General features: G+C 44.5%; 10 protein-coding genes and 2 pseudogenes. 4 read left to right on the top strand and 8 right to left on the bottom strand.

Annotated features, from left to right (window positions below; all coding sequences use genetic code 11):
- Positions 1–276 precede the first annotated feature (276 nt).
- Both QUB16_RS11245 and QUB16_RS11250 read left to right on the top strand, forming a co-directional pair.
- The gene (locus QUB16_RS11245) at positions 277–2,520 is read left to right on the top strand and encodes a TOMM precursor leader peptide-binding protein (RefSeq protein ID WP_333316010.1); all 2,244 of its coding nucleotides are present in this window, start codon (positions 277–279) and stop codon (positions 2,518–2,520) included.
- A gap of 8 nt (positions 2,521–2,528) precedes the next feature.
- A complete protein-coding gene (locus tag QUB16_RS11250; RefSeq protein ID WP_333316011.1) occupies positions 2,529–3,935 on the top strand; it encodes a SagB family peptide dehydrogenase in 1,407 nt (468 codons plus the stop codon).
- Positions 3,936–4,187: 252 nt separating this feature from the next.
- Here the strand turns inward: QUB16_RS11250 and QUB16_RS11255 are convergent, their stop codons facing one another.
- Positions 4,188–5,825, bottom strand: a complete 1,638-nt coding sequence (locus tag QUB16_RS11255; protein ID WP_333316012.1) for an FAD-dependent oxidoreductase — start codon at positions 5,823–5,825, stop codon at positions 4,188–4,190.
- A gap of 279 nt (positions 5,826–6,104) precedes the next feature.
- Complete coding sequence (locus QUB16_RS11260) at positions 6,105–6,977, bottom strand: S-methyl-5'-thioadenosine phosphorylase (protein WP_333316013.1); 873 nt, start codon at positions 6,975–6,977, stop codon at positions 6,105–6,107.
- Between the two features lie 542 nt (positions 6,978–7,519).
- Between QUB16_RS11260 and QUB16_RS11265 the strand changes: the two genes are divergently transcribed.
- Positions 7,520–7,729 (top strand): hypothetical protein, encoded by a 210-nt coding sequence (locus QUB16_RS11265; RefSeq protein ID WP_333247010.1) that lies wholly within the window; start codon positions 7,520–7,522, stop codon positions 7,727–7,729.
- 283 nt (positions 7,730–8,012) lie between these two features.
- On the opposite strand, the gene QUB16_RS11270 is transcribed toward QUB16_RS11265, so the two are convergent.
- From QUB16_RS11270 to QUB16_RS11295, 6 genes and pseudogenes are all read right to left on the bottom strand, one after another.
- A complete protein-coding gene (locus QUB16_RS11270) occupies positions 8,013–8,852 on the bottom strand; it encodes a Tab2/Atab2 family RNA-binding protein (RefSeq protein WP_333316014.1) in 840 nt (279 codons plus the stop codon).
- 294 nt (positions 8,853–9,146) lie between these two features.
- A pseudogene (locus QUB16_RS11275) lies at positions 9,147–9,473 on the bottom strand (adenylate/guanylate cyclase domain-containing protein); the annotation flags it as partial.
- A 25-nt stretch (positions 9,474–9,498) separates the two neighbouring features.
- Positions 9,499–10,767 (bottom strand): transposase, encoded by a 1,269-nt coding sequence (locus QUB16_RS11280; RefSeq protein ID WP_333316015.1) that lies wholly within the window; start codon positions 10,765–10,767, stop codon positions 9,499–9,501.
- Positions 10,760–11,029, bottom strand: a pseudogene (gene tnpA, locus QUB16_RS11285) (IS200/IS605 family transposase); the annotation flags it as partial. The pseudogene tnpA and the gene QUB16_RS11280, both read right to left, overlap by 8 nt.
- Positions 11,016–11,153 (bottom strand): hypothetical protein, encoded by a 138-nt coding sequence (locus tag QUB16_RS11290; RefSeq protein WP_333316016.1) that lies wholly within the window; start codon positions 11,151–11,153, stop codon positions 11,016–11,018. The gene QUB16_RS11290 and the pseudogene tnpA, both read right to left, overlap by 14 nt.
- Positions 11,154–11,516: 363 nt before the next feature.
- Positions 11,517–11,726, bottom strand: coding sequence for a hypothetical protein (locus QUB16_RS11295; protein WP_333316017.1), 210 nt, complete (start codon positions 11,724–11,726; stop codon positions 11,517–11,519).
- A 16-nt stretch (positions 11,727–11,742) separates the two neighbouring features.
- Here QUB16_RS11295 and QUB16_RS11300 point away from each other — a divergent pair, with 16 nt between their 5' ends.
- Positions 11,743–13,020, top strand: coding sequence for a valine--pyruvate transaminase (locus QUB16_RS11300; RefSeq protein WP_333316018.1), 1,278 nt, complete (start codon positions 11,743–11,745; stop codon positions 13,018–13,020).
- Positions 13,021–13,280 lie beyond the last annotated feature (260 nt).

A 13,280-nucleotide genomic window follows, 5' to 3' on the forward strand; every position in this document is an offset into this window, starting at 1 on the left:
TTTTAAAGTCCCAAAAGCCTTTCGACCCCAATTATTTACTCGCTACCCCTTGACAGATCAAGACAGTATCTACAAAAATTATTATGATATAAGGCCGAATCAAACGGAAATGATATCAGATCGTATCCAATTGATCGACCATAGTTCCTGTAGGGGCGGGTTCACCAAATATCTACAAAGAAAACTAGAAAGTCACTAAACCCGCCCCGGCTTTAATATTACTCGCTTAACTCTATACTAAAATCAATTCACAAATTATATTAAACACCATTCAGGATGCTCAACCAACCAAAGTTTAAAAATTGCTTCACAGTCGAAATCATCAAATCAGTCGGAGTATTCCTGATCTCCGAGTCAGATTCCTTCGTCCTCTCAGGCCACCTTTACGAACTATTAACCCCCTTAATTAACGGTAACAACACCGCCGACGAAATCGTCAACCAACTGCGAGGTCAAGCCTCACCGCCAGAAATTTACTATATCCTAGCCCTGCTAGAAAAACAAGGCTACCTGATCGAAAACGACACATCCCTCCCCGAAGAAACCGCCGCCTTCTACACCTTTTTAAACATCTCCCCCCAACAAGCCACCTCGCGCCTAAAATCCCTCAAAGTAGCCGTCATTTCCTACAGCCAAATCCCAGCCGAAGCTTGTGTCAGCGCCCTAGAAACCCTCGGCATTCAAACCTCGGCCACCGCAGATATTACCGTCATCCTAGCCGACGATTACCTGCAACCAGAACTGGGCGAATTCAACCAAAATTCCCTTCAAACAGGCAAACCTTGGCTACTCGTAAAACCTACAAGTTCCACAATTTGGGTTGGCCCGATTTTCCACCCCGAAACCACCGCCTGCTGGGAATGTCTCGCCCAACGCCTGAGAGCAAATCGCCCCACCCAAAGCTTCATCCAGCGTCAAAAAAACTACTCAACACCCTTATTAAATCCCCCAGCTTACCTACATTCCACATTACAAATGGGTTTAAATTTAGCCGCCACAGAACTCGCCAAATGGATTGTCCAAGGCAACAATAAAACCTTAGAAAATACCATAATTACCTTTGACACCAAAACCCTCAAAACCACCAACCACACCATAACTAAACGCCCCCAATGCCCCGAATGCGGTCAACTTCCGCCGCAAGAAATCCAGCCATTTGTCCTCCAAAGCCAGAAAAAAACCTTTACCGCCGATGGCGGCCATCGCGGCTTTTCCCCAACCGAAACCCTGCAAAAATTTGACAGCCAAATCAGTCCCATAACCGGAGTTGTGCGCGGTTTACTCAAAGTTCCCCAAACAACCAATGTTTTAACACCAAACTACTTAGCCGGCCACAATTTCGCTACCATGTTCGATGATTTGTACTTCCTCAAAGAAAACTTGCGGGGAAGAAGTGCCGGCAAAGGCAAAACCGACGAACAAGCCAAAGCCAGCGCCTTGGGAGAAGCCATTGAGAGATATTCCGGCGTATTTCAAGGCGACGAAATCCGAAAAAAAGGCAGCTATCAAACAATGGGAGAAACCGCCATTCACCCCAATGATTGCATGGGATTTAGTGAAGCGCAATATAGCACTCGCCACGACTGGAATAAAACCTGTAAAAACTTCTTTCAAAGAGTCCCCGAACCCTTCGATACCAGCCGAGAAATTGACTGGACACCAATTTGGTCATTAACTCATCAACGAGTCAAATATTTACCCACAGCTTACTGTTACTACGGCTATCCCAAACCCGAAAAACCCGACTGTTGGGCAGACTCCAACGGTAGCGCCGCCGGCAGTACCAAAGAAGAGGCAATTTTGCAAGGCTTTATGGAATTAGTCGAGCGAGATAGCGTTGCCTTGTGGTGGTACAATCGGCTTAAAGTCCCCGCCGTTGATTTAGATAGCTTTAACGATTCCTACATTCAAGAACTCAGAAACTATTATCAAAGTATAGACCGCACTCTGTGGGTTTTAGACCTCACCAGCGATTTTAACATCCCCGTTTTTGCCGCCCTTTCTCACCGCATCGACAGAGAAATCGAAGACATTATTTTTGGTTTTGGCGCACATTTTGACCCCAAAATTGCCCTGTCTCGCGCCTTAACAGAAGTCAATCAATCTTTACCCGCAGTATTAACCTTTAACAGCGATGGTAGCACAAATTACGGCGTTTCCGACGGTCTCAGCGTTGAGTGGTACAAAACCGCCACCCTAGAAAATAAATCTTATTTAACGCCCCATACTTCCCAACCTTTAAAATTACTATCTGACTATCCCCCCTTAGCCAGCGATGATTTGAAAGCCGACGTTGAAAATTGCGTAAAAATAGCTGAAACATTAGGCTTAGAAACCTTTGTTTTAGATCAAACCCGGCCCGACATTGGCTTAAATGTCGTCAAAGTTATAGTACCAGGAATGCGGCACTTTTGGAAGCGCTTAGCAGCAGGGCGACTTTATGACATTCCCGTGAAATTAGGCTGGCTAGATGCACCAATCCCTGAACACCAAATCAACCCATTTCCGATATTCTTTTAATGTTAATTATGAGTGAAACCATCCCCCAAATTATCCTAACTTTTAAGCCAGAGATTTCTCTAATTGAGGATACCGAAAAAGGCTTAATCTTAAAAGCCCCCTACATCGACTTTAACCTCAACAAACTCTCCCCCGGAATTGTCGCCGCGATTAAAATTCTTTCTGCCGCAGGCGCAACCGAAACAGCCCTAACTCAAGTGGTAGTTGCTACCGATGGCAGTTCCGCCCTCGCTAAATTCTACTACTACCTAGAACAATTTGTCATCCTGGGTTTAGTTTACCATACCTTAGAAATAGACGGCAGTGCGATCGCTACAGCCGTCCCCATAGCCACACCCTATAAATGGCTATTATCAGAGACAATTACTGATAATAACTATCAACTTTCACGCTTTGCCTATTGCCACTCAGAAAAATCCCATTTAGTTGTCGAATCCCCCCTTTCCAAAGCTAAAATTATCCTCGAAGATTGGCGCAGTGCAGCTTTAATCAATGAACTCTCGCAACCTAAAGCCATCTCGGATTTAACCCAAATTCCGGGGATTTCTGAAGCCACGGCCCGATTATTTATCAGCTTTTTGTTAGCGACTGAAGTGCTATCATCTGTTAACAACAATAGCAGCTTAGAACAAAGTGAAACTCTAACTCAATGGGAATTTCACGATTTATTATTTCACTCCCGCAGTCGAGGTGGCAGACATTCCAATCAGATTGGTAAAACCTTTCGATTTTTAGGGCAAATAGAACCAACACCTGTGCTCAAAGACAAACCATCCAACGAGATTATTAATCTTTATAAACCCGACATAGACAGTTTGAAACAAACAGATAGACCTTTTACAGCAATTTTAGAATCAAGAAAATCCATTCGGCAACAGGGAGAAAAGCCGATTACTGTCGAACAATTGGGAGAATTCCTCTATCGTTCCGCGAGATTGCGCGAGATTGTCCCCAGAGATAACATGGATTGCAGCAATAGACCTTATCCAACCGGAGGCGCTTGCTACGATTTAGAGATTTATACTGCTATCAATCGCTGTGAAAATATTGATGCTGGCTTGTATTATTATGCACCCCAAGAACACCAACTTTGTAAAATTTCTGGGAAAACAAAGCAGGTAGAAGCATTGCTAAAAAGTGCAGGTTTGTCAGTACAGATAGAGGTAGAACCACAGATTTTAATTCTGCTATCCTCTCGGTTTTCGAGAGTAACTTGGGGCTATGAATCAATGGCCTATAGTCTAATATTAAAGCACGTTGGGATTTTGTATCAAACCATGTATTTAGTGGCAACAGCAATGAATCTCGCGCCGTCGGGGGTGGGCGGGGGAAATTCCGAGTTATTTGCAGCAGCGGCAGGATGCGATTATTTTGCCGAATCCTCAGTGGGAGAGTTTATCTTGGGGAGTCGGTGATTAGTTTCCATTGATGTCAACTTAACGTCAAACCATTAGTCCGACAGGGGTTAAAACCCCTGTCTCAAAGCGAAAGTCCTCTCAAAGAGGACTAATAGACATCTCCAAAAAAGCGATTTTTGAACAGGCAAGATGCCTGTTCCACAAGAAATATGGTCGAGGTAGAATGAGTTTTTCAGTCCTCTTCAGAGGACTTTAGCTATTAGCCAGGGACTTAAGTCCCTGGCGGTCTGGGAAACAGTAAAATGAATTTTACGACCCCAAATCATAACTGGGTGGCAACCATGCAGGCCTACTCAAGTTAAAGTTTTCCTCTAACATTAATTCTGCACTATTTAGCGCTCCTTGCACCCATCCTTGCATATTTGAATAGGCTTCGCCGCAGACATAAACATTAGCAGCATGAATCGGATGCCGCATCTGTTTCATCACTTCCCAGGGCTGACAGCGGGGGTTCCAAGAGTGCCATCCTCCCCCGTAGGGATCTTTTTGCCAGTCGATATAAAGGGCGGTATAAGGTTCTGGAATATCTGCTAAATTGTGTAGGGCTTTGAGTTGTTGCTGGGCCGTCCGTACCATATCCTGAGAAGGAACTAAGGGGTCTGTCGTAATAGAACCATCACTTTTCAGAAAAGCTCTCAATTCCTGTGTTTCGGGTAGTTCTCCGCGAAAAGCTGGACGTTTTTCTGGGTTATCTGGATTATAAGCCATCGTTCGCCAAAAACCCGCAGCAATATTATCAGGAAACAGGCTTAATAATAGGGAGTTGTGATTGTTGGGATCGCCCCCTTGGGCGCTTTCTGTACCGAAGTAGTAACACTTTTGCATCGGCAAATCTGTAGCTGAAGTACCACCATGAATATCTAGTGCGTGCCACCAAGGAGTATGATAGCCGAGGAAAAGTTTGTAAGCGGGATCGCCGCTAACGGTTTGGATATTATCCTGAAAAGTGGAATTGCTAAATAGGAAATTCTGCTGATTTTCTACGGCCAACAGTTCTAGCGATCGCTTCGGCATTGCCAAAATCAGATGTTTCGCGAATACAGGCGGGAGGGAATGGCCAGCGCGATCGACAAAATTTAACCTAATCAGCCCTTCAGAGGTGCGATCGAAGGTTTTTAAGCGATGATTTAGGCAAACTTCTCCACCCTCTCTCTCAAATTCTGTCGCGAGGGTTTTCGGTAATGTTTGGTAGCCCTCAGCCATCATGTACCAAGTATCGCTGTAGGGAAGAGACATACTGGTTGCGATCGCACTAGCCGCATTCCAAGTACCCAAATCCGAATAGAAAAAGCCCGTATCCAAACAGAGATTGTAAGCCTCGTTGCTAATTTCCTTCAGCAACACTTCCCAAATACTCAAATCATACAAGTGTTGACCGTCAATTGTCAGCGTTTCGCGATCGCGCTTCCACTCTTGTGAAGCAAAATAAGCAGGAGTTAAATGTTTCCCTGGAATCGCCCGCCCAACAGCCAAATCGAACAATTCCTCATATTTTTTACCTTCTTCATCAGGCCGTAAATTATAAGGTACTTTATCCGGTTGGTTAAATTCACTCATCAACAAATGCCGATCGCGAACATATGCCCGTACTCCCGGACTGCTAAAGTCAACAACCGTTGTCTTCAGGTTCAGCAACTTAATCAATTCCCAGACAATAGCCTGAGATTCCGTCACATACATCCCACCCAACTCAGCCTGAATGTGAGGCATCCCCGGCATTGTCATTGATAGTAACCGGCCACCAATGCGATCGCTCAATTCATAGAGACGAATCTTAGAAGATTTGTGATGAGATGCTAACCGCCAAGCAGCGTAGGCCCCAGAAACGCCACCACCCACAACTGCAACATCAATCATTTGATTTGGCTTAACTGCACTATTACTCATAAGTTCCTAGTAAAATTCCCACCTAAAAATTTACTTATCGATCGGCGTCAGGACACTCCAAGAGCCCATTAGCGTCAACTTAGCCTAAAATTACATAAATAGAAAAAACCCTCGTAATATAATCAGTCATTGGCAAATAGTAATGCGCCTCAATTTGATAGGGCTTTTACGGCATTGCATAATTTTGGGACGACTCTTATAGCCACGCCGAAAAATAAGGGTTTTCAGCTTTGATAAAATTCACAATCATCCCGCAAATATGCAACGCCTCACTTTCAACTACAAATATTTCTGCAACAACAAACCCATTTTCTCCTTAGTGGCGGCCGGCACTTGATCCAGCCGAGTCAGAATTGCATATTTCAAAGCTGAATGTGCATCAGATATTGGGGGATTTTCTGTTAGTCTACGGACTGTTTCTTGAATGACTTTTTGAGCATTCTCTGCATTGCGGTGCAAATTTGCTATTACCATTTCTACTGTTACGCTGTCGTGATCCTCGTGCCAGCAGTCATAATCGGTGACTAATGCTAAAGTTGCGTAGGCAATTTCTGCTTCTCTGGCTAATTTTGCTTCGGGCAAATTTGTCATCCCAATGACTGTCGCCCCCCAACTGCGGTAAAGGTTTGATTCTGCTTTTGTGGAAAATGCGGGGCCTTCCATGCAGACGTAAGTACCGCCCCGGTGCAGGGTAACGTCGGGAAGATTCAAAGATTCGATCGCACTTGCCAATACTTTAGCCAATTCGCCGCAAACCGGATCGCCGAATGTGATGTGACCGACTATTCCTTCTCCAAAAAAAGTAGAAACTCGATTTTTTGTGCGATCGATAAACTGATCCGGCACTACCATATCTAAAGGTTTCGCCTCTGTTTTCAGGGAACCAACCGCCGACGCTGAGATTAAATACTCAACTCCCAAACTCTTCATGGCATAAATATTTGCGCGATACGGCACTTCTGAGGGCAAAAAAGTGTGGTTGCGGCCGTGTCTAGCCAGAAATGCTACCGGCGTACCGTCCAATGTTCCCACAATGGCTGCATCCGATGGCGATCCAAAAGGTGTATCAATTTTCACCTCTTCAATATCCTTGAGGGCCTCCATTTTATACAAACCGCTGCCGCCGATAATTCCGATTTTTGCTTGTGCCATTTTTACCCTCTGCTTGAGTTTTACCACAGTGATTCTATCGGGCCATCGTTAAGTTGGCGTAAAGATAATTTAAGATTTGGTGACAACAGTCACCCCACATACACTATTTTGTCACCAAAATCATGTGATATTAATCACAAAGTAGCTTCACAAAATCTTTAAAAATAAAGGTACACAGTTCTGTTACTTATTTTTAGCGTCAGGAACCTCAGCCCTGACGGCATGAGGCTTGAAAGAGAAATCTAACAAGCCGTCCTGACGGGCCTCAGTCTTAACTGACTACGTTTTTTGAGTCACGACACCAGGCGAATGCGAAGCTAGTCCCCTGCTCTGTCGCTAGTAGTTAAACAACTTTAAGGTAACAGAAGTAGTGCTGCTAGCCGGCGCAAGCTCAGAAAACCTTGGCGAAGCTAACTTTACCCCAGAAATGGGAGTTTGAGGCAACCATACTTCATCGGAGGGGCAACCATACCCCTCCACCCCGCGAGGGATTTAAATTAATGTAAAGCCGTGCTCAAAGCACGGGGTTTCTACCCATTTTTATGATGACAGTCAGCTCTGCTAACCTCCCCAAAATCTCGATCGAGGCGATCGTCCAGCGCATCTTTGCTTTTCGCCAAATTACCCCCCTTGACAGACGACTGCTGAAATCAGCAATGCTCGCCCAGAAAGGTCTGAACGAAAAAGACCAGTGTCACATCAACCGAGTGTGCCAGGGCATCCAAAACGGCTTGATTTTAGTTGTAGAGTAAATTTGCAGCACTATCTCTTGCGAGCTCAAGAAGGTGTTTTAAAATTTGTGTCTGAGTCTGTATCTGCTAAAACTGCGTTCGAGCGCTGTTTTACTATTTTTCGGCGCGCGATTTATCAACCTCACAAATAAAATTATTTATATCGTTTCCGGTTGCATCGGAATTAATAAAATCGAGTCAACAGTTAACATTCAACCATTCAGTTTTGCGACCCCTCCTTCTACAGTTAGCAGTCAACAGTCAACAATCATTTCCCTCGTGCAACCGGAATTGATATTACATCTTATCGATCAAAATTCAACAGCCAAAAGCCTGTATAAGTCATCCCACTATCATCGGGCTGCACTAACAAAAAATGTAATCCTTTACTTAATTGCTTGCGCTGTTGGTAAATTTGGGCCGCGGCTTTCACCTCGCTATCTTCAAAAGTAGCCACAACCCACCTATCTACTAACCCAGCTTCCAATATCAATCCGTCTGGTTCTCCAGCAATATAATTCAAAGCAAAAGGTTTGGCATCCTGAAGCCATCTAGCCAACCGCATAGACTGGCGCCCGCCGTCAATCACCACTCCCGGTACGGGTACTGTTGAGGCCAAGCCTAAATTCAGCGGTAACAGCAATTCTGGCATTTCCAAAATTGGCAGGGGACGCCCTTGGAAAGCCTCTTCAATGTCGCCGGCGGGTAGGGAAGCAAAACGCCAGCCATCGCCCCAGAGGTTTTCGGGTAAGGGTACGGGCGGCGGCGAGTCAAGGGCGATCGCACTGTAAGTTTCACCTGTATAATTAGGCATACTCGAATATTCTTTGGCGCGTTGTTGCAGCAACAATTTCAGAGTCGCAGTGCGCCGAGTCGCTTCCACCTTGACACCCAAAACTTTGCCCGCAGCTTCGATTAAGCCCAGAGACTGAGGCCTAAATACTTCAATCAAATCTGGCAAATTCTGAGTGTGAGCTTGCTGCTGCAACTGCGAGGCTAGCCAATTAGAATTTGCGTCCCCCTGGCTACAAACAGCGCTAAATTGAAAACTGCCTTCAGAGTCGCAAATTAAGAGTTCCCACAATGGTTTGCCAGTTTCGTCTTGGAGAGGGCGGCGGTAAAAATCGGCTTGCCAAATACGCATAAATAATTTAAAAATAAAATCTACAACTCCATAATTTTAATATAGCTTGGGGGCACTGCGATACAATACCGCTCCCCTGAGAAAAAACTTCGAGCGATATATTCTCAGTTCATACTTGAGTGTTATTTCAATATCTAACACCCGTGAAAAAAACTGCAACTGTAGGCCAGCGATCCAAACCGTGCTAATAATCAGTAATTCCCCCTTCTAAAATCTAAAATCTAAAATCCAAAATCTAAAATAGAATAACGGCTCGCTTAGCCATTTTTCCTTAGCAATTAGCCCTTACCAAATTTATTTAAGATGGTGAACCAAATACATATCCAAGTCGCCTTTATTTTTAGCATAAATTTTGCCTCGGTATTCGCCTTCAAAAAAATCTCTAACTAATTCAAACGTTTCCTGAGAGATATTGATATTTCCAGGTACGCCGGAAGATTCCATCCGAGATGCAGTATTAACTGTATCTCCCCAGACATCATAGGAAAACTTTTTATTGCCAATTACCCCAGCAAGTATTGGGCCTGAATGAATGCCAATGCGGATATCCCAATAAGGAATATTTTGTTGAGCTTTCTGTATTTTTCTCAAATCCATGAACTGTCGAATTTCTATGGCAGCAAGTACAGCTTGATACTCCCCAGCCCTAAAGGGACGGGGATTCTTGAAGAGTCCAGATACGAACTTTCAAAGGCGAAATCAAAGCGCCCCTACTGACTCCTCTTAGGCATAGCCCTAAAGTTGCCGCTACTTTTCGCAAAATATTCGCAGCGCCATTGCCGTCTGCATTAATTTTGCTTCCATCTTTTGAACGATACAATCCACGATTAACGCGCTTTCCAGATTCTTTCCACCCTTCAGTTTTTTCACCGAACTTTGGTAGCTCATCTGAATCTAAAAAACTCGCCTTACTCGTATAACTTTCTTCGGTTTCAACAAATCGAATACCGTACTGTTCACAAAGCTGAGAAATCCTATCCTTCAATCGAGCGGTAGGAATTTGCACAAAGTTTTGATTCGTTTTACTGCCAAGATTTATTTCTTGACGCATCCCTTTGTTCCAGCCAAAAACGACTGTACCTATTTGGTTTTCAAGGCAATGATTCAACACTAATCTAGCTGCTTTATTAACGGCATCTCTGACCCGCTTATTCCGCTTTTCCGTAATTTTTGCCAATTTGTTAGACCAAAAGCCTTGAGGTCTATACTCTTTAATCGCTGCAACCCGTTTGTTATACCATTGATTTAATGACTTTAAATGCCGTCCATCTACGATAAAACCGGTTCCTATATTAGAAACACAAGTCAACCAATTATTTAGTCCTGGATCGATACCCAGAGCTTTACTCGCATCTAGTTTAACGGCGGTTGATTGAAGTTGGTAGACAAACTCGACATAAAATTGTCCGTTTCTTGGCAAAATGCGAATCTCTCTCATTGCCTTGTAGTCTAGGTTAGATGGAATTGGTAAATAAAATTCACCAATTCCAAACCATAGTTTAACCTTGCTTCCCAATGGGAACCTCAAATGGCCATTTTTTAATTTTACGTCTGCCTTTGGATACGTTACAAGTTTCAAGCTGTTCTTGCGATATTTTGGCAGTTTAGGATGTTGTGTCACTGTGCCACTGGCAACTCCCTTAAGTAGTCCAATGTACGATTTAAAAGACTCCGCAACGCCAGTCAACGTCTGTTGAGCAACATGGGAATATAGTGCTTTGAAGTGAATATTTTCTTTGAATAATTTGTGCAAGTCGTACTTGCCGGGAATCTTTCCAGTTTTGAAATACAGTTGTCGAGAGTAGTAAGTTCCGCAATTAGCTAATTTGTTTGACTCTTCGCATATAAACTCCAGAACGCTTCTCAATTCCCGACTTGGACTGATTAGATTTTGCTGGCATCCATAATTAGACATTTTTTTGATTCTCAATGTATTGCTTGATTACTGAAATAGGCGCACCGCCAACAGTTGCAATAAAGTAGCTATTAGTCCACAGGGTTGGCAATCGACTTTTAAGCCAAGGAAATTCTTGACGAAGATATCGAGAAGAACGCCCTTTCATGTACCGAATCAGCTTGGCAATCCCAAATTGAGGGTCGCATTCTATCAAGAGATGAACATGATCTGGCATTACTTCCATTTCTATTAATTCACTACCAAACTCAGTCGCAACCTCTAACAATTGACTTGAACAGGTTGGGGACGATGCCAAACCCCAAGTCAGTCAAGATTTCTTCGTACACTGCTTTGGCTTTAGGATCGGTAAGTTGCTCGTATTCTATAAGTGGAAAGTGTGTCATTGTTGTGTTGAACTTGACGGCAGTTAATTTGGGTTGGAATTTACGTGTTTGTTATGTAACACCACTCAAAGGGCGAGGTGACGAGCTATCTGGCCTTTAGTCGGATTGATGATAAAATGCACCGCTGTCAGCAAACCGCGAATCATGAAAATGAGCTAGCAACAAATCTGATTATTGAGGCTGGATTAAACCTGCAATTAGAGCAGTAACCGGAGCCAAGAAAGTTATGTTGCGATCGGGTTATAGTGCTAATTTTAGAGGTTTCCATTGGCGGCTGTCAAGTATGGGCAATTGATGGGGCGTGGCGGTGTGAAATCTTACCCAAACTCTTGAATTAGATAATGCTGTTCCGTTCGCTAATTTTTAGGCAAAAAACACTGTTCGATCGATCGCTCCGGCTCCACAAATGCCCTGAATCTTATACTCCGGCGGGCGCACAGGGGAAAAAACAAAATGCTGTGCGATCGAGTTTATTGAATTAATCAGAAGCTCGATCGACAACCCATGCCCCAGATAAGCTAGGCTAACGCCTGCGACTGGAGTTATTATGGGTAAACTGTAAACTTCTATCATTGTCGCTGCATTTGCTATGAACCCTGCCCTGACTCAATTTGGCGCTCAGATGTCCCACCTCACGGGAGTTCGGGCAATTATGAAAGATATTATTGAAACTCTCAGAGCCGGCAGCGGGCAGGAGTTTATCAATTTGAGCGCCGGAAACCCGGTGATTTTGCCGGAAGTCGAGCAGTTGTGGCGCGACTGCACTGCGGAACTTTTGGCGAGCCCGGAATACGGCGAGGTGGTTTGTCGCTACGGTTCCAGTCAAGGTTATCAGCCGTTGATTGATGCGGTGCGGACGGATTTTAACCAGCGTTACGGACTGAATTTGACCGATCGCAATATCCTAATTACTCCCGGAAGTCAATCGATTTACTTCTACGCAGCCAACGCTTTCGGCGGCTACACTACCAGCAAGCAGCTTAAAAATATTGTTTTACCGCTGAGCCCAGACTACACGGGTTACGGCGGCGTTAGCTTGATTCCCGAAGCGGTAGTCGCCTGCAAACCCACCCTCGATATTGATGCAGCCGCCCACAGGTTCAAATACCGCCCGGATTTCAGCCAATTGTCGATCGACCAAACCACCGGTTGCGTCATTTTTTCCCGTCCCTGCAACCCCACCGGCAACGTTCTCACCGACGACGAAGTTAAGAAAATTGCCGATTTAGCAGCCGCTTTCGACGTGCCGGTGTTCGTAGATTCCGCCTACGGCCCTCCCTTCCCGTCCTTGAATTTTACCGAAATGACGCCGATTTTTGGCGGCAATATCGTGCACTGCATGAGTTTGTCGAAAGCCGGATTACCGGGAGAAAGAATCGGAATTGCGATCGGCGATGAAAAAATCATTCAAATATTAGAATGTTTTCAGACCAATATGTGCATTCATTCGCCAAGATACGGACAGGCGATCGCAACTCGTGCCATTGCTTCCGGCGCTCTTGCGGACATCTCCATCAACGTAATTCGCCCGTACTATCAAAGCAAATTTGCGATCGTAGAAAGCACTCTAGAACAAGCAATGCCGAAAGATTTGCCCTGGTTTTTGCACCGGGGCGAAGGAGCAATTTTCGCATGGTTGTGGCTGAAAGATTTGCCAATGACTGATTGGGAACTGTATCAAGAGTTGAAAAAAGTCGGCGTAATTGTCGTGCCTGGAAGTTCTTTCTTCCCCGGTTTGCGCGAAGATTGGCAGCACAAACATGAGTGTATACGCATCAGTTTGACTGCGACAAATGATGAGATTGAAAATGCTATGAAACGCTTGGCTCAAATGGTTGAAAAGCTTTATCAGTCAGTTGACAGTTGACAGTTGACAGTTGACTGTTAACATTCCCAATACTTCGGGTACGCGGTTCCTGAGCGACTCGTGCTGAGCGTAGCCGGAGTAAGTCGAAGGGCATTACAAGTGACCAATTACCAATTATCAGTTACCGATGATAATGACCGAAAGCATCCAGGATACCCGCCACGTGATTCATCCGTCCAGAAATAAAAAACCTGTATCCGATGAAACTTGCCCCCCGAATTGATCTGTGGGGTCAATGCTTTAATCTAAAATCTAAAATC

Origin of the sequence: Microcoleus sp. D3_18a_C4 (assembly GCF_036702415.1) — a bacterium.
Lineage (GTDB): Bacteria > Cyanobacteriota > Cyanobacteriia > Cyanobacteriales > Microcoleaceae > Microcoleus.

Bases quoted from the DNA above. Each gene is read 5' to 3' on its own strand.
- QUB16_RS11245 (WP_333316010.1), top strand. From the start codon at position 277: ATGCTCAACCAACCAAAGTTTAAAAATTGCTTCACAGTCGAAATCATC.
- QUB16_RS11250 (WP_333316011.1), top strand. From the start codon at position 2,529: ATGAGTGAAACCATCCCCCAAATTATCCTAACTTTTAAGCCAGAGATT.
- QUB16_RS11255 (WP_333316012.1), bottom strand. From the start codon at position 5,825: ATGAGTAATAGTGCAGTTAAGCCAAATCAAATGATTGATGTTGCAGTT.
- QUB16_RS11260 (WP_333316013.1), bottom strand. From the start codon at position 6,977: ATGGCACAAGCAAAAATCGGAATTATCGGCGGCAGCGGTTTGTATAAA.
- QUB16_RS11265 (WP_333247010.1), top strand. From the start codon at position 7,520: ATGATGACAGTCAGCTCTGCTAACCTCCCCAAAATCTCGATCGAGGCG.
- QUB16_RS11270 (WP_333316014.1), bottom strand. From the start codon at position 8,852: ATGCGTATTTGGCAAGCCGATTTTTACCGCCGCCCTCTCCAAGACGAA.
- QUB16_RS11280 (WP_333316015.1), bottom strand. From the start codon at position 10,767: ATGTCTAATTATGGATGCCAGCAAAATCTAATCAGTCCAAGTCGGGAA.
- QUB16_RS11290 (WP_333316016.1), bottom strand. From the start codon at position 11,153: ATGACACACTTTCCACTTATAGAATACGAGCAACTTACCGATCCTAAA.
- QUB16_RS11295 (WP_333316017.1), bottom strand. From the start codon at position 11,726: ATGATAGAAGTTTACAGTTTACCCATAATAACTCCAGTCGCAGGCGTT.
- QUB16_RS11300 (WP_333316018.1), top strand. From the start codon at position 11,743: ATGAACCCTGCCCTGACTCAATTTGGCGCTCAGATGTCCCACCTCACG.